The organism is Sulfitobacter sediminilitoris, assembly GCF_010667575.1.
GTDB lineage: Bacteria > Pseudomonadota > Alphaproteobacteria > Rhodobacterales > Rhodobacteraceae > Sulfitobacter > Sulfitobacter sediminilitoris.
The window spans coordinates 117,019-132,472 of record NZ_JAABNT010000003.1; the positions used below are offsets into that span (position 1 = coordinate 117,019).

Below are 15,454 nucleotides of genomic sequence, written 5' to 3' on the forward strand. Positions count from 1 at the left end.
AACCGAGAGCGGAGAGCATCATGGGCATTCTCAACACAATTTTCCGGGCTTTGACCTGGTGGGAGCGCGGGACGCTAAACACCCAGTTTTTCACCTGGCGCAAGGGCGTTAAGGTAGGCGAAGACGATCAGGGCAACATCTATTACCGCAACGCGGATGATAGCCGCCGTTGGGTGATGTACAATGGCGACATGGAGGCCAGTCGCGTCAGCCCCGATTGGCATGGCTGGCTGCACCGCACGTGGGATGAGCCGCCCACCGACAAGCCGCTTGCCCACAAATCGTGGGAAAAACCCCATGTGGAGAATTTGACAGGCACCATGCTGGCCTATGCGCCGGCGGGTTCGATCCGTCAGGAAAAACCCAAAGAACGCAGCGATTACGAGGCGTGGAGCCCTGAGTGACGCTCGGGCTGCGTTCAAGTTCCATGTGGAAGTATCTGATATTTTGCGTTTTTCTTGGCACGGCTATTGCTGCCCAAGAAGCCAGTAATGCGCCCGGGGGTATCCTGCGTGCATTGGACAAAACGTCTGGTGATACGCTTGATATCGAAATGCGCGTGGGCGAGGCCCGGACGATTGGGTCGCTTCGCATCGTGATGAAGGAATGTCGGTATCCGGCGGGTAACCCTTCGGGAAATGCCTACGCCTCGATTGAGATATCAGAGCCAGGGAAGGAGGGCGTGTTGTTCTCCGGTTGGATGATTGCATCCTCGCCTGCATTGTCGGCGCTGGAGCATCGGCGCTATGACGTCTGGGTCATCCGCTGCATTACGTCCTGAAGTGGCAGGATCTCTGGCGCGGCAAAATCTGCTTTTCGGGCTTTGGCATGTTCAAGCCGTGCCTGATAGGCTGCACGAGGTATTTCAATCACGCCAAGAGAGGCAAGGTGGCCGGTCTGAAACTGCGTGTCAAAGAGTGTAAAACCGGCACGGTTCAGCCTGTCCACCAACACTGCGAGCGCCATCTTGGAGGCGTTCGTGCGGCGTGAGAACATGCTTTCGCCAAAGAAAGCGGCACCAAGCGTGACGCCGTAGACACCGCCGACGAGGTCAGACCCATCCCAGAGTTCCAGCGAATGGGCTTGGCCGCGTTCGTGCAATGCACTGTAAAGTCGTGCAATCTCGGCGTTGATCCAGGTTTCTGAGCGGTCTGCACAGGCGGCAACAACGGCGTCAAATTCTGCGTTGATACGCACGTCGAAGGTGCTCTGGCGCATCGCCTTGGCCAACGAACGCGATAGGTGGAATCCGTCCAAAGGCATCACACCGCGCCGCTTTGGGTCGACCCAGAAAATATCCGGGTCGTCGCGGTTCTCGGCCATCGGGAAAATCCCAAGGGAATAGCCATGTAACAGCAGTTCCGGCGTCAGCTCGGACATCGCGCTTCAGGAATCACCCAGATTGGTTTCCAGCCACTTTTCCAGCCAGTGGATGTTGTATGACCCGGTGTGGATGTCTTTCTCCTGCAAAAGGGCGTGGAACAAAGGCACTGTCGTATCTACACCATCCACGATCAGCTCACCCAGCGCCCGGTTGAGACGCGCCAGCGCTTCCGGGCGATCACGGCCGTGGACGATCAGCTTGCCGATCAGGCTGTCGTAGAAAGGGGGGATCGAATAGCCATCATAAAGCGCCGAATCCATCCGCACGCCAAGACCGCCCGGTGCGTGATATTGGGTAATGCGACCGGGGCAGGGCGTAAACTTCGGCAGTTTCTCAGCGTTGATGCGCACTTCGATGGCGTGACCATTGATGGTCAGGTCGTCTTGGGTGAACGACATTTCCATGCCGGAAGCGACGCGAATCTGCTCTCGTACCAAATCGACCCCAAAGATCGCTTCGGTGACAGGGTGTTCCACCTGCAAACGGGTGTTCATCTCGATAAAGTAGAACTCACCGTTTTCATAAAGGAACTCAATCGTTCCCGCCCCGATATAATTGATGTCGGCCATCGCGTCGGCACAGACCTTGCCGATCCGTGCGCGTTCTTCTGCTGTGATGGTGGGGCCGGGGGCCTCTTCGAATACTTTCTGGTGGCGCCGCTGAAGGGAACAGTCCCGTTCGCCCAGATGCACGGCACGGCCCTTGCCATCGCCAAAGACCTGAATTTCGATGTGGCGCGGGGTGGTGAGGTATTTCTCGATGTAGACCTCGTCGTTGCCGAAGTTTGACTGCCCTTCGGCGCGTGCAGTCTGAAACGCCCGCTCCATGTCCTTGGCGGTCTGGGCAACCTTCATGCCCTTGCCGCCGCCACCCGCAGTGGCCTTGATGATGACCGGATATCCGATCTCTTCGCCAAGCGCTTTGGCATCCTCAAGCGAGGCGACACCGCCCTCGGAACCGGGCACGCAAGGAACGCCAAGCTTCTTCATCGTGTCCTTGGCGGTGATCTTGTCACCCATGACGCGGATATGCTCCGCTGTTGGACCGATAAAGGTCAGGTCGTGATCTTCAACCACCTGAACGAAATTGGCGTTCTCGGACAGGAAGCCGTAACCGGGGTGAATGGCCTCGGCCCCTGTGATTTCGCAGGCGGCGATGATCGAGGGGATGGAAAGGTAGGATTGCGTCGAAGACGGCGGGCCCACGCAAACACTTTCGTCCGCCATGCGCACGTGCATCGCATCACTGTCAGCGGTGGAGTGAACTGCGACCGACTGGATACCCATTTCCCGCGCCGCACGGATCACGCGCAGGGCGATCTCACCTCGGTTGGCGACCAGAATTTTATTGAACATGTTGCGACCGCCTTATTCGATGATGACGAGCGGTGCGCCAAACTCCACGGCGTCGCCGTCGCCGACCAAGATCCGCTTGATGGTCCCGGCGCGGGGCGCGGGAATGTGGTTCATCGTCTTCATGGCTTCGACGATCAGCAGGGTGTCCCCTTCGGCCACGGTCGCACCCACGGTAATGAAGGCGGACGCACCGGGCTCTGCCTGCATATAAACAGTGCCCACCATGGGCGAGGTCACGGCACCCGGATGGCTGGCCGGATCAGCGCCAGCTTCGGTGGCAACAGGGGTGGCAGCGGGCGCACTGGGGGCGGGCGCTGCCGCCGGTGCCGCAGCTTGCATCGGCGCGGCTTGCGTCACGATCTGTTGTGGAGGTTTGCGGCTGACGCGCACATTCAGGCTATCATCTTCGCCATAATCACGCTTGACCTGCAGTTCTGTCAGGTCATTCTCATTCAGCAATTCGGCCAGCGCCCGGATGAAAGCCACATCACCGTCATGGGTATTTTTTGTCATATATTCCTCGACATATCCTCATATCCGGCCTGCAACCGGGCCGTGACGTCAGCCCCGCTTATAGGCTAAGGGTCATGCCATGAAAAGCCGCCAGTTGTGCGTCTGTCAAAGACGGCGCGTGATGGTGCGTTGAGGAGATAGACGATGAACCTTGCTCATTGGCTGATGCAGACAGCAGCCCACAGTCCTGCCGCACATGCGCTTTTTCGAGGAACCGAAATGGTGGCGGACTACCAGCGTTTTGCCGCGAGTGCGTACAACGTGGCAGGCTGGTTGCACGACAAGGGGGTCAGGTCTGGCGACCGGATTGCGATCTACATGAAGAATACGCCGGAATACCTGATGCTGCTTTATGGCATCTGGGCGGCGGGCGCGGCAGCGGTGCCGATCAATGCCAAGCTTCATGCCCGCGAGGCCGCGTTCATTCTGAGCAATGCCGAGGCAAGGTTGGTCTTTGCCTCACCTGACCTTGCTGCGGGTCTGGAAGGCGAGACCCTCCAAACAGGAATCATCGGCGCGAGAGGCGCGGACATTGCTGCGGTAATTGCCCATCCTGTCCCAGCCGTAGATGTCGTTGACCGCACGCCGGATGATCTGGCGTGGCTTTTCTACACCTCCGGCACCACAGGGCAGCCCAAGGGCGTGATCATCACGCATGGCATGCTGATGTCGATGGCGCTGTGCTATTGCACGGATGTGGATACTGTCAGTGCCAACGACGCGGCGCTATACGCCGCACCACTCAGCCATGGCGCGGGGCTTTATAATTTGATGCACGTGCGCGCAGGGGCAAGGCACGTCTGCCCGGCCTCAGGCGGCTTTGACCCTTCCGAGATACTGGACCTCGCTGCCCACTTCGGATCGGTTCACATGTTCGCAGCCCCCACAATGGTCAGGCGATTGACAGACAGTGCCAAGGTGGCGAACGCAAAAGGTACCGGCCTGCGTACAATCGTTTATGCAGGTGGACCAATGTACAACGCGGATATCATTGAGGCCGTGGATTGGTTCGGCCCCGTATTCGTCCAGATATACGGGCAGGGGGAGTGCCCCATGGGGATCACCGCGCTGAGCCGCGCGGATGTGGCAGATCGAAGTCATCCTGACTGGCGTGCAAGGCTGGCATCCGTGGGGCGCGCGCAAGCTGCGGTGGAGGTGCGGATCGGGGGACCGGAGGGAACCCCAGTGGCAGCGGGCACGCAGGGAGAGATCATGGTGCGCGGTGCAACCGTGATGCCCGGCTACTGGCGCAATCCAGAAGCCAGCGCCAAGACACTGCAAGACGGCTGGCTGATGACCGGTGACATGGGGTCGATGGATGCGGCGGGCTATGTCACGTTGAAGGACCGCAGCAAGGATATGATCATCACAGGCGGATCAAACGTCTATCCGCGGGAGGTGGAGGAGGTGCTGCTGACGCATCCCGGTGTGATTGAAGCCTCAGTCGTGGGGCGTGCCCACCCCGATTGGGGCGAAGAGGTGGTGGCGTTTGTCGTGGGCGACGCCACCGAGCAGGAGCTTGATCGTTTGTGTCTTGATCATATCGCGCGGTTCAAGCGGCCCAAGGCCTACATCCACCTCAGTGAATTGCCAAAGAACAATTACGGTAAAGTCCTCAAGACCGCATTGCGCACCATGCTCTGAGAAGCCGCCAAACATCGCCTCTATGCGGTGGGGCTGTCTTGACAAACGTGCCCGGCTTCTATCCTTCGGCAAAACAAAAAACCGCGTCCATCTAGATGGACGCGGCCAGGTTTGGTGAACTTCACCAACAGGGGAATTCAGATTGCCAGATACTCCGAACGCAGTTCCGCGTTCTCAAGCACTTCTTGCGCCGTGCCGTCAAAGACGATTCCGCCGGTATCAAGGATCACCGCACGATCTGCCAATTTCAGGGCGCGAACCGCGTTCTGCTCAACAAGGATCGTGGTGATGCCCTGTTCCTTGATGATGCCAAGTGTCTTTTCGATCTCGTCCACGATGACCGGAGCCAGACCTTCGTAGGGTTCATCCAGCAACAACACCTTGACGTCACGCGCCAATGCGCGCGCGATGGCCAACATCTGCTGTTCACCGCCCGAGAGCGTCGTGCCTTCCTGGCTCTTGCGCTCTCCCAGGCGCGGGAACAGCGTGTAGAGCCTTTCAAGAGACCATCCGATCGGAGGGGCGATCTGGGCCAGCTTGAGGTTTTCTTCAACCGTCAGGCCGGCGATGATCCGACGGTCTTCGGGGACAAGCCCCAGTCCTGCCTGCGATGCCTGATGGGCAGACATGTTGTGAAGCGGCTGGTGGTCAAGCCAGATCTCACCGTGCCGTGCCTCCGGCGTGGCCAGCCTTGCAATGGCGCGCAATGTCGATGTCTTGCCCGCGCCATTTCGGCCCAACAAGGCAAGGATCTCGCCTTCGTGGACGTTAAAGCTAATGCCCTGCACGATGTAACTTTCACCGTAGTAGGCCTCAAGATCCCAGACCGAAAGGAAAGCCGGGGCGGTTGCCGCGTGATTGGCGTTTCTATCAAGGGTTTGCGTGTTCATATCGTTGTCCTTTTGGGGCGGCTGACGGGGCAGGCGACCCCATCGTGCCTGCGTTTTGTGTCAGGCAGCCTGAGTCTCGCCCAGATAGGCTTCGCGCACCTTGGGGTGGCCTTTGATGTTGTCGGGCGTGTCCTCGACAAGGGGCGTGCCTTGGGCCAGAACCGTGATCCGTTCAGCAAGGGAGAAGACGACATGCATGTCATGCTCGATGATGGCGATGGTGATGTCGCGCTCTTCCTTGATCTGTTTCAGCAGGTCGATCGTATTGTTGGTATCGGCCCGCGCCATCCCGGCGGTTGGTTCATCCAGCAGCAGCAGGCGGGGGTCCTGTGCAAGACACATCGCGATCTCAAGCCGACGCTTGTCACCGCGTGACATCGACGCGGAATGCATGTCCCGCTTGTCGATCAGCTTCATCTCTTCCAGCATATGCTCTGCCTTGCCGACGATATCCTTCTCATGCGCGATGCTTTCAAGGGCATGCATGCGGAACGAACCGTCGCGCTTGGCAAAGCAGGGGATCATCATGTTTTCCATCACTGTGAGATCGCCAAAGATCTCGGGCGTCTGGAAAACGCGAGAGATGCCCATCTGGTTGATCTCGTAGGGTTTGCGGCCCAACACGGACTGGCCGTCAAACATCACGGACCCAGTATCGGGTATCAGCTTGCCCACGAGGCAGTTCAGCAGCGTGGACTTGCCCGCCCCGTTGGGCCCGATGATCGCGTGGCAAGAGTTCTCTTCCACATTGAGGTTCACATCGCCCAGTGCCTGAAGGCCCCCGAACCGCTTGCCTACATTTTTTACTTCAAGAATAGCCATCTGAGGGTTTCCTTATTCAGCAGCAGGTTTGCGTTGTTCGGCGGCATCGGATTCGACCGATGTGGCCTTGTCGTCACGGCGGCGGAACAAGCGACCGATGCGCTGTCCGCCCTCAACCAGACCACCAGGCAGGAAGATCACGACCAGCATGAACATGATACCAAGGGTCAGGTGCCAGCCTTTGCCGACGAACGGGTGCACGATGGTGACCATGAGGTCTTCAAGCCCATCAGGCATAAAGGCGAACCAGCTGTGCAAAACATTGTCGTTGATCTTGGCAAAGATGTTTTCGAAGTACTTGATAAAGCCCGCGCCTAGGACCGGACCGATAAGGGTGCCGGCACCGCCAAGGATCGTCATCAAGACCACCTCGCCGGACGCGGTCCACTGCATGCGTTCAGCACCGGCCAGCGGGTCCATCGATGCCATAAGACCACCGGCAAGACCGGCATACATGCCTGAAATCACAAAGACCGCCAGCGTGTAGGGACGTGTGTTCAGGCCGGTATAGTTCATCCGCTGTTGGTTGGATTTCACCGCCCGCAGCATCAGGCCGAAAGGCGAGCGGAAGATGCGGATCGCAACGTAGAACGACAACAGCATCACCACGGCGCAAACGTAGTAGCCGAACGAGAAGGTAAAGAGCCATCCGCCAACCTCAAGGTTGAAGACTGACCGCATTTCCAACCCGAAAAGGTTGGTCAGCGGGATGGAACCGTCCGGCGTGGCCGAAATGCCAAGCACCCGTGGATCATCAAGCGCAAGCTGCAACCCTGTTTCCCCATTGGTGATAGGTGTCCCCACGAAGCGCCCAATCAGATCAGAATAGGCGATCGCGAACATCATTTGCGCAAAGGCCAGTGTCAGGATCGAAAAGTAGATGCCGGAACGCCGTAGGCTGATGTATCCGATGATCAGGGCAAAGACACCGGCAACGATGACCGAGAGGACGATGGCGGGAATGATGTTCATGCTGAGCAGCTTGAACATCCAGACCGCACCGTAGGAGCCAAGCCCAAGGAAGGCCGCGTGTCCAAAGCTGAGGTATCCCGTCAAGCCGAACAGCAGGTTAAATCCAATGGCGAAGATGCCGAAGATCACGAACCGCTGCATCAGGTCGGGATAGCCGGCATTGAACTGTGCCATCGCTGATCCGTCCGGGAAGGGGTTGAGGAGGAAAGGTGCCGCAAGTGCCAGAACGGCAACCACGATGAAGAGGCGGGAATCGTGTTTTTTCAATCCGAACATGGTTTATTCCTCCATCACACCTTTGCGGCCCATCAGGCCTCGGGGGCGTGTCAGCAAGATGACAATTGCGACCACGTAGATGATGATCTGGTCGATACCGGGCAGGATGTTCTTGACCTCGTTCATGGAGGCGAGGCTTTCAAGGATGCCAAGCATGAAGCCCGCCAGCACCGCACCGGGCAATGAGCCCATGCCGCCGACGACCACAACCACGAAGCTGAGAACAAGAAAATCCATTCCCATATGATAATTGGGTGAGTTGATGGGCGCATACATGACGCCCGCAAGTCCAGCGACGGCAGCCGCGATACCGAACATGATGGTAAAGCGCCGGTCGATGTCGATGCCCAGCAGGCCAACGGTTTCCCGGTCCGCCATGCCAGCGCGGACAACCATGCCGAAGGTGGTGAACTGCAAGAAGGCAAATACCGCCCCGATGATGACCGCCGAGAAGGCGAAATAGACCAGCCGCCAGTACGGGTAGGCCAGCGATGTGTCCAAGCCCAGCAGAGGACCGAAATCAAAGCTGCCAACGAAGGCGGCAGGGGCGGGCGTTGGAATGGGGTTGGCACCGTAGAAGTACTTGATCACTTCCTGCAACACGATGGCCAGACCAAAGGTCACGAGGATCTGATCGGCATGAGGGCGCTTGTAGAAATGCTTGATCAGGCCGCGTTCCATAACAAAGCCCACGATCAGCATTACCGGAATGGCAAGCAGGATCGCCAGGGGCACTGACCAGTCAATGATCGCGGCGCCCACCTCCGGGCCGAACCAGCTCTCTACGTATGGGGTCTTGATCTTGAGCGGATTGCCCAAAAAGTCCTTTTGGGTTTCCGAGAGTGTTTCAGTGCTCAGCGTCAGAATGCGCTGAACGGTAACGGAGCAGAACGCACCAATCATGAAAAGCGCGCCGTGGGCAAAGTTTACAACCCCCAGCGTGCCAAAGATCAGCGTCAGACCAAGGGCGATCAACGCGTAAGCGGATCCCTTGTCCAAGCCGTTCAGGAATTGAAGAATGATTGCGTCCATGGTTCCCACCTTCTGCAATGTATCGCCGCGCTGCCGAAAAAGGCCGCGCGTGTTGTCTTGTGACGGGGCCCATCAAAACTGATGCGCCCCGTCGTCTTAACAGAGTTCTGGCTTATGCGCCGGGGTTACAGGACCCAAGCTGACCGCCAGCGAACATTGGGTGATCTGGCTCGTAGGTCACCTGCTCAACCGGCGTCACTTCGACGATTTCGAGCGTGTCATATTCGCTGGATGGGTTTTCCTTACCCTTCATGACCAGCACGTCCTTGAAGCACTGGTGATCGTCGGCGCGGTACAGGGTTGGACCGTTGCCCATGCCGTCGAATTCAAAGCCTTCGAGGGCCTCGACAACCGCACATGGGTTGAACGAACCGGCGCGCTCGACCGCATCCGCATAGAGCAGCGTCTGCACGTAGCATGTGTGCGCGGAGTTGGAGGGTGGACGGCCGTACTTTTCACCGAAGGATTTGGTGAACGCCTTGGAGCCCTCATCCTGCAGCTGCCAGTTCCAGTTCATGGAGCCGATCACGCCTTCCACGTTCTTGCCCGCACCTGCGGCCATCAGTTCGGAATACAGTGGAACGACGATCTCGAACTTCTTGCCGTTCACTTCCTTGTCCAGAAGGCCGAACTGAACCGCGTTGGTCAGCGAGTTCACCATGTTTCCGCCGTAGTGGTTCAGAACCAGTACGTCCGCACCGGAGTTCAGAACAGGCGCGATGTAGGAAGAGAAGTCCGTGGACGCGAGTGGCGTCAGCACGTTGTTGACGGTTTCCCAGCCCATGGCTTCGGTCGCGGCAGCGATGGATTCCTGCTGCGTCCAGCCCCATGTGTAGTCAGCTGTCAGATGATACGCGCGACGGTCAGAACCGTAGGCGTTGTTCAGCACGGGTGCCAGTGCCGCAGCGGACATGTAACCGTTAAAGAAGTGGCGGAAACCATTGGCTTTTTTGTCTTTGCCTGTGGTGTCATTGGAGTGTGTCAGACCCGCCATGAAGATGACGCCAGCCTCTTGGCACAGACCCTGAACAGCAACGGCCACACCGGAGGACGACCCACCGTTGATCATGATCGCGCCGTCTTTTTCAATCATCGCTTTTGCGGAAGCACGCGCCGCGTCAGACTTTGTCTGCGTGTCGCCTGTAACAAACTCGACCTTCTTGCCAAGGATGCCGTTTCCTTTCAGCGCCTTGGAGCTGAAGGTGTTCAGCATGCCGCCGTCGCCTTCACCGTTCAGGTGCTGAACAGCCAGTTCCTGCGCGCGCAGCTCGTCCAGACCCTCTTCGGCGTAGGGGCCGGTCTGGGGCACGTTAAAGCCCAGCGTTACGGTTGAACCTGTTGGCGCGTTGGTAAAGCCAGAATGGCCGTCGGCACGCAGATATGTTGGCAGCGCAAGACCGGCGCTGGCGACAGCACCCGTTTTGATCAGACCACGGCGTGTCAGTTTCGAAAATGACATGAATTCCTCCCGGATTGTAAATTCGCTAGCCCTTCCTCCAAGGACTCACGGCACAATTGTGCAAAGCCAGTATCATCCGTGTTGCGAAAACCTTTCAATAACCCCCTTGATAACCACACTTATTTTGTAAATATCTTCGCAAGGATTCTTAATGTGATGTAAATTACATGATGTTGCAGCGCAGAAACGCGTTGATAACACGCGAAAATGCAAGGACTGCATGCCATGGCACGCGAAGCACTTACCGGGAGCCGCATCCGCGAGCGGCGCGTTATGGCCGGTCTCAAGCAGGCGGATCTTGCACGCGAGATCGGAATATCGGCCAGCTACCTCAATCTGATCGAACACAACCGCCGCAGAATCGGCGGTAAGTTGCTGTTGAACATCGCAGCTTCGCTTGAAGTAGAGCCGCAGGCGCTGACCGAAGGGGCCGAGGCGGCCCTGATCGCCTCGTTGCGCGAAGCTGCGGATCAGGCGGGTCTGTCGGGGCCCGAAGCGGACCGGGCGGATGAGTTCGCAGGACGTTTCCCCGGCTGGGCCGACGTGCTGGCGGGCACCCGCAAAAGGGTGGTCGCGCTGGAGCAGACAGTCGAGGCGCTGACAGACCGGCTGGCACATGATCCGCATCTGGCGGCATCCATGCACGAGTTGCTCTCGACGGCCGCCGCGATCCGGTCCACCGCTGCAATCCTTGCTGAAACTGAAACACTGCAACCGGAATGGCGTGACCGCTTTCATGCCAATATCCATGAAGACAGCCGCCGGTTGTCAGATAGTGCCCAAGCTCTTGTCTCCTATTTTGATTCCAATGATGACGCGGCAGATGCGGCAAGTTCTCCCCAGGAAGAGGTCGAGGCGTTTCTGTCGGCGCATGATTTCAGTTTCGATGTGTTGGAACGCGATGGCACGGACGACCGTGTGATCGCTGACATGGTTGAACAGGCACCCGAACTCGTATCGCAAGCTGCGCGGCACATTGCCGGCGTCGTGCTGCGTCAGGTCGCCGAGGATGCGGCCCGGCTGAGCCTGACGCGGCTGCGCAGCGCGATTGCGGACACCGGGAATACAGACCCCTTGGCACTGGCGGCGGCCTTGCGCTGCCCGATGCCCTGCCTGCTGCGCCGACTGGCGGCGCTGCCTGAACTGGGCGCGGGCCTCGTGGTATGCGACCGCTCCGGCACTGTGATCTTTCGAAAGTCTGTCGAAGGGTTCACGGTGCCACGTCACGGGTCGTGCTGCCCGCTATGGCCGCTGTTTGCCGTATTGGGGCAACCCGGACTGGTGGTGACCAGCCGGGTCAACCAACTGGGACGGGCGCAGGCGCAGTTTGAATGCTTCGCCACCTGCGAGGCAATCTCGAGCGCCCAGTACAACACGCCACCGCTGGTGCAGTCGGTGATGTTGCTGCTGCCAGCCGACGCCGGGGCGGCATCTGGGATGGAGGTCGGCTCGACCTGTCGTGTCTGCCCGCAAGACAATTGCCGGGCTCGGCGCGAGCCGTCGATCCTGAGCGCTGGCGTCTGATCCAAGATCAGCTTTTGACAGGTCACCCGTTCCAGTGCATCTTTGCGGCTACTGCGCCACGGACCGCGTCAGACGGGACGGACGCAACAGTACGGGGGGAGGACACGCTGCAGATGAGCAAACGTGTTGTACTTGTTGAGGATGAGCTGAACATCGCAGAAGCCATCCGTTTCTTGCTGTCCAACGAAGGTTGGCGGGTCGAAACGCTTGCCAATGGCTCAAACGCGGTCGAGGTGATCCGGAAAGCCGCGCCTGATCTGGTGATGCTCGACGTCATGCTGCCGGGAAAGAGCGGCTTTGAAATTCTGCATGACCTGCGTGCTGATCCTGATCTCGAAACCCTGCCTGTGTTGATGCTGACGGCCCGCGGCCAAAGCCGTGACCGCGAGATGGCCGAGAAAGCAGGGGTGAGCCGGTTCATGACCAAGCCGTTTTCCAATGCCGAGATGCTTGATGCCGTGCGCGAATTGACCAGCTGAGAGACGGAGCCAATGCCATGCCCGATGGCCCCCTTTTCCTAGAACGCCAAAGCTATCGTCAGCGCCGCCTCATGGATGCCGTGCGGCTCCTGCCAGTCTTGGGCCTGTTGCTTTGGATGGTGCCGTTGGCCTGGCCGTTGGCGCAATCGGGGGGTGAGGGCGCACAGGACCCGGTGCCGATGAGTGTCGCCCTGAAATATCTATTCGGCGTCTGGGGTGCCTTGGTGCTGACCAGCTGGTTGCTGTGGCGGCGCACCGCGACAGTCGCAGCTCCCGCTGACCCGGCCGATCCACATGCGTCTGACTGATGGTTGCACTTAATCAACTTGTCCTGGTCTGCCTGGCCTATGTCGTCTTCCTTTTCGGTGTGGCGTTTCTGGCCGAACGGGCGGCGCTAAGAGGGCGTGGCGGGGCGCTGTTACGCTCTCCGATTGTCTATACGCTCTCTTTGTCGATCTATTGTACAGCGTGGACCTTCTATGGCGCCGTTGGCTATGCCGCGCGGTCCGGTCTGGAATATCTCACGATCTATCTTGGCCCGTCGCTGGTGATGATTGGCTGGTGGTGGGGGCTGCGCCGCCTGGTGCGGATCGGGCGCAGCCAGCGCGTGACATCCATCGCGGACCTGATCTCGTCCCGGTACGGAAAATCGAATGTGCTTGCCATCGCCGTGACGCTGATGGCGGTGATCGGTGTCACGCCATATATCGCGCTGCAACTGCAGTCTGTAGTGCTGTCGCTTTCGATCTTTGCTGCACCGGAGATGGGGGCTGATCAGTCGGAAAGTGGCTTTAGTGCAGCCAAGGCCGCGTTCTGGGTCGCTGCGGGACTGGCGGTCTTTACCGTGCTTTTCGGCACCCGCAATCTCAACGTGAACGAGCGTCACCACGGTGTTGTCATCGCCGTTGCGGTGGAGGCGGTGGTAAAACTGGTGGCCTTGCTGGCCGTTGGAATCTTCGTTGTCTGGGGGCTGGCCGGAGGCATGGGACAGACGCTTGCGCGCATTGACGCTGCCGAAATAGGGGCATGGGACGTGCAGGGCAGTCGCTGGGTTGCACTGACAATGCTGTCTGCTGCGGCGTTCCTGTGCTTGCCACGCATGTTTCAGGTGATGGTGGTCGAAAATGATGATGAACGGCATTTGCAGATCGCCTCGTGGGCCTTTCCGGCCTACCTGATGTTGATGAGCCTGTTCGTGGTGCCAATTGCCGTTGTCGGGTTGGATGTATTGCCTGCCGGTTCCAACCCCGATCTGTTCGTGCTCAGCCTGCCCTTGAGCCAGAACCAGAATGGTCTGGCCATGTTGTCATTCCTTGGTGGCTTTTCATCGGCCACATCAATGGTGATTGTCGCAACGCTTGCGCTGAGTACGATGGTCAGCAACCATATTGTCATGCCTGTTTGGCTGGCCGTTAGGCAAGGTGGGGCCACGCAATCAGGCGACGTGCGCAGCGTGGTGATCCGCGCGCGCCGATTGTCGATCCTTTTCATTATCTCGCTTGGGTTCTTCTATTACCGCGCATCGGGTGGCAGTGGCGCGTTGGCGGCCATTGGCACCATCAGCTTTGGCGGTGTGGCGCAGTTCCTGCCGGCACTTATGGGCGGAATCTTCTGGCGCGGGGCCACGCGGTTGGGCGCACTTTGCGGTCTGGGGACGGGTTTTGCCCTCTGGTTCTTTACGATGCTGCTGCCCAGCTTTGGCGTTGATGCCGCCCTGTCAAAGGAGGTTTTCGAGCAGGGCTTGATGGGGCTTAGCTGGCTCCGGCCGCACGCGTTGTTCGGAATTGAGGGGTTGGACCCCACCGTGCATGCGGTGGTCTGGAGCCTTGCCCTGAACACGCTTGTCTTCCTCTTCGTATCGATTTTTACCTTTCCGGATCCTATTGAACGGCTTCAGGGTGCCCAGTTTGTCAATGTGCTTGAGCATGGAGCACCTACGCGCGGTTGGACGGCCTCTGTGGCGGGCAGTGAAGACCTTATGATCATGTCACAGCGTATCCTGGGTGCATCAGAGGCGCAGGCGTTCTTTCGTGCCGAAGCGAAGGCGCAGGGTTTGGCCGGTCATCTGCCGGAACCGACACCAACCTTTGTGCAGGGATTGGAGCGTGAACTTGCGGCCTCCGTCGGGGCCGCAACGGCCCATGCGATGGTCAGCCAGATTGTTGGCGGGACCTCCGTGTCCGTGCAGGACCTGCTTGCCGTCGCTGACGAATCCGCCCAGATGCTGGAATACTCCAGCCAGCTTGAGCTGAAGTCCCGAGAGCTTTCGGAAACAGCAGCCCAGCTAAGAGCCGCGAATGAGAAGCTGACCCAGCTGTCGCTCCAAAAGGATGCCTTCCTGAGTCAGATCAGCCACGAATTGCGCACGCCCATGACGTCAATCCGGTCTTTCTCGGAAATTTTGCGCGATGCCGGCGCGATGGAAGAGGCCGACAAGACGCGCTATGCGTCCATCATCCACTCCGAAACTATCCGTTTGACGCGGTTGCTGGACGATCTGTTGGACCTGTCTGTCTTGGAAAACGGTCAGGTTTCTCTGCATCTGGGGCAAGAACCCTTGTACTCCGTCCTTGATCGCGCCCTCACAACTTCTTTGGCAGGGGCAGAACGTGCCATGCAGGTGGAGATCACGCCTGGTGCCGAAAACGTGGTGCTGAACACTGATCTTGATCGATTAGTGCAGGTTTTCATAAACCTGATCAGCAACGCGCAAAAATACTGCCACGCAGATATCCCAAAGCTTATCATCACACCCCAGATCACCGAACGGGGTCTGAGCATCGATTTTGTGGACAACGGAGAAGGGATCGCGACGGATGAACACGCGGTCATCTTTGAGAAATTCTATCGTGTGACAGGCGCGCAGGGTGAGGGGGCAGGGCTTGGCCTTGCCATCTGTCAGGAAATCATGGCCCGGCTTGGGGGTCAGATTGCCTATCTCAAGGGGCGCAGCGGAGCGGCGTTTCGGGTGTCTCTGCCAAACGCTGCATTGGATGACAGCCCGCGCGCCAAGGCCACGGCAGCCTCGTAAAGGATTGGATATAAAGGCTCTGGTAACCTGAATTGCGGTATGGCTTGGCCCTAGACCCGCAATGGCGGGGGCA

The 15,454-nt window shown here is 58.7% G+C and carries 15 protein-coding genes; 7 read left to right on the forward strand and 8 right to left on the reverse strand.

Going from position 1 to position 15,454, the window contains the following annotated elements:
- The first annotated feature begins 20 nt into the window (after window positions 1-20).
- Both GV827_RS06100 and GV827_RS06105 read left to right on the forward strand, forming a co-directional pair.
- Complete coding sequence (locus GV827_RS06100) at window positions 21-404, forward strand: NADH:ubiquinone oxidoreductase subunit NDUFA12 (RefSeq protein WP_164352909.1); 384 nt, start codon at window positions 21-23, stop codon at window positions 402-404.
- Window positions 401-781: a DUF2155 domain-containing protein gene (locus tag GV827_RS06105; protein WP_328823115.1), complete on the forward strand. Its 381-nt coding sequence runs from the start codon at window positions 401-403 to the stop codon at window positions 779-781. Before GV827_RS06100 ends, GV827_RS06105 begins: the two co-directional genes overlap by 4 nt.
- Here the strand turns inward: GV827_RS06105 and aat are convergent.
- Genes aat through accB form a run of 3 tightly spaced genes read right to left on the reverse strand, consistent with a single transcriptional unit; the run spans window position 745 to window position 3,252 of the window.
- Window positions 745-1,380: a leucyl/phenylalanyl-tRNA--protein transferase gene (aat, locus tag GV827_RS06110; RefSeq protein WP_164352910.1), complete on the reverse strand. Its 636-nt coding sequence runs from the start codon at window positions 1,378-1,380 to the stop codon at window positions 745-747. The genes GV827_RS06105 and aat overlap by 37 nt on opposite strands.
- Before the next feature lie 6 nt (window positions 1,381-1,386).
- On the reverse strand, window positions 1,387-2,739 hold the full coding sequence (gene accC / locus GV827_RS06115) for an acetyl-CoA carboxylase biotin carboxylase subunit (protein WP_164352911.1): 1,353 nt from the start codon (window positions 2,737-2,739) through the stop codon (window positions 1,387-1,389).
- A 12-nt stretch (window positions 2,740-2,751) separates the two neighbouring features.
- Entirely contained in the window at window positions 2,752-3,252 is a 501-nt protein-coding gene (gene accB, locus GV827_RS06120) for an acetyl-CoA carboxylase biotin carboxyl carrier protein (protein WP_164352912.1), read from the reverse strand.
- 144 nt (window positions 3,253-3,396) lie between these two features.
- On the opposite strand from accB, the gene GV827_RS06125 reads away from it, so the two are divergent.
- Entirely contained in the window at window positions 3,397-4,896 is a 1,500-nt protein-coding gene (locus GV827_RS06125; protein WP_164352913.1) for a class I adenylate-forming enzyme family protein, read from the forward strand.
- 137 nt (window positions 4,897-5,033) lie between these two features.
- On the opposite strand, the gene GV827_RS06130 is transcribed toward GV827_RS06125, so the two are convergent.
- From GV827_RS06130 to GV827_RS06150, 5 genes are all read right to left on the reverse strand, one after another.
- Window positions 5,034-5,786 carry an ABC transporter ATP-binding protein gene (locus GV827_RS06130; RefSeq protein WP_164352914.1) on the reverse strand — a complete coding sequence of 251 codons (753 nt, stop codon included), beginning with the start codon at window positions 5,784-5,786 and terminating at the stop codon, window positions 5,034-5,036.
- Window positions 5,787-5,846: 60 nt separating this feature from the next.
- Window positions 5,847-6,608 (reverse strand): ABC transporter ATP-binding protein, encoded by a 762-nt coding sequence (locus tag GV827_RS06135; protein WP_164352915.1) that lies wholly within the window; start codon window positions 6,606-6,608, stop codon window positions 5,847-5,849.
- Window positions 6,609-6,620: 12 nt separating this feature from the next.
- Complete coding sequence (locus GV827_RS06140; RefSeq protein WP_164352916.1) at window positions 6,621-7,856, reverse strand: branched-chain amino acid ABC transporter permease; 1,236 nt, start codon at window positions 7,854-7,856, stop codon at window positions 6,621-6,623.
- Window positions 7,857-7,859: 3 nt separating this feature from the next.
- Entirely contained in the window at window positions 7,860-8,888 is a 1,029-nt protein-coding gene (locus GV827_RS06145; RefSeq protein WP_164352917.1) for a branched-chain amino acid ABC transporter permease, read from the reverse strand.
- A 112-nt stretch (window positions 8,889-9,000) separates the two neighbouring features.
- The gene (locus GV827_RS06150) at window positions 9,001-10,347 is read right to left on the reverse strand and encodes a substrate-binding protein (protein WP_164352918.1); all 1,347 of its coding nucleotides are present in this window, start codon (window positions 10,345-10,347) and stop codon (window positions 9,001-9,003) included.
- A gap of 225 nt (window positions 10,348-10,572) precedes the next feature.
- On the opposite strand from GV827_RS06150, the gene GV827_RS06155 reads away from it, so the two are divergent.
- The 4 genes from GV827_RS06155 (at window position 10,573) to GV827_RS06170 (ending at window position 15,381) form a co-directional block, all read left to right on the forward strand.
- Window positions 10,573-11,871, forward strand: coding sequence for a short-chain fatty acyl-CoA regulator family protein (locus tag GV827_RS06155; RefSeq protein WP_164352919.1), 1,299 nt, complete (start codon window positions 10,573-10,575; stop codon window positions 11,869-11,871).
- 113 nt (window positions 11,872-11,984) lie between these two features.
- On the forward strand, window positions 11,985-12,350 hold the full coding sequence (locus GV827_RS06160; protein ID WP_164352920.1) for a response regulator transcription factor: 366 nt from the start codon (window positions 11,985-11,987) through the stop codon (window positions 12,348-12,350).
- A 17-nt stretch (window positions 12,351-12,367) separates the two neighbouring features.
- Window positions 12,368-12,658: a hypothetical protein gene (locus tag GV827_RS06165; RefSeq protein ID WP_164352921.1), complete on the forward strand. Its 291-nt coding sequence runs from the start codon at window positions 12,368-12,370 to the stop codon at window positions 12,656-12,658.
- On the forward strand, window positions 12,658-15,381 hold the full coding sequence (locus GV827_RS06170; protein ID WP_164352922.1) for an ATP-binding protein: 2,724 nt from the start codon (window positions 12,658-12,660) through the stop codon (window positions 15,379-15,381). Before GV827_RS06165 ends, GV827_RS06170 begins: the two co-directional genes overlap by 1 nt.
- Window positions 15,382-15,454: the final 73 nt, after the last annotated feature.

Bases quoted from the DNA above. Each gene is read 5' to 3' on its own strand.
- GV827_RS06100 (WP_164352909.1), top strand. From the start codon at position 21: ATGGGCATTCTCAACACAATTTTCCGGGCTTTGACCTGGTGGGAGCGC.
- aat (WP_164352910.1), bottom strand. From the start codon at position 1,380: ATGTCCGAGCTGACGCCGGAACTGCTGTTACATGGCTATTCCCTTGGG.
- accC (WP_164352911.1), bottom strand. From the start codon at position 2,739: ATGTTCAATAAAATTCTGGTCGCCAACCGAGGTGAGATCGCCCTGCGC.
- accB (WP_164352912.1), bottom strand. From the start codon at position 3,252: ATGACAAAAAATACCCATGACGGTGATGTGGCTTTCATCCGGGCGCTG.
- GV827_RS06125 (WP_164352913.1), top strand. From the start codon at position 3,397: ATGAACCTTGCTCATTGGCTGATGCAGACAGCAGCCCACAGTCCTGCC.
- GV827_RS06130 (WP_164352914.1), bottom strand. From the start codon at position 5,786: ATGAACACGCAAACCCTTGATAGAAACGCCAATCACGCGGCAACCGCC.
- GV827_RS06135 (WP_164352915.1), bottom strand. From the start codon at position 6,608: ATGGCTATTCTTGAAGTAAAAAATGTAGGCAAGCGGTTCGGGGGCCTT.
- GV827_RS06140 (WP_164352916.1), bottom strand. From the start codon at position 7,856: ATGTTCGGATTGAAAAAACACGATTCCCGCCTCTTCATCGTGGTTGCC.
- GV827_RS06145 (WP_164352917.1), bottom strand. From the start codon at position 8,888: ATGGACGCAATCATTCTTCAATTCCTGAACGGCTTGGACAAGGGATCC.
- GV827_RS06150 (WP_164352918.1), bottom strand. From the start codon at position 10,347: ATGTCATTTTCGAAACTGACACGCCGTGGTCTGATCAAAACGGGTGCT.
- GV827_RS06155 (WP_164352919.1), top strand. From the start codon at position 10,573: ATGGCACGCGAAGCACTTACCGGGAGCCGCATCCGCGAGCGGCGCGTT.
- GV827_RS06160 (WP_164352920.1), top strand. From the start codon at position 11,985: ATGAGCAAACGTGTTGTACTTGTTGAGGATGAGCTGAACATCGCAGAA.
- GV827_RS06165 (WP_164352921.1), top strand. From the start codon at position 12,368: ATGCCCGATGGCCCCCTTTTCCTAGAACGCCAAAGCTATCGTCAGCGC.
- GV827_RS06170 (WP_164352922.1), top strand. From the start codon at position 12,658: ATGGTTGCACTTAATCAACTTGTCCTGGTCTGCCTGGCCTATGTCGTC.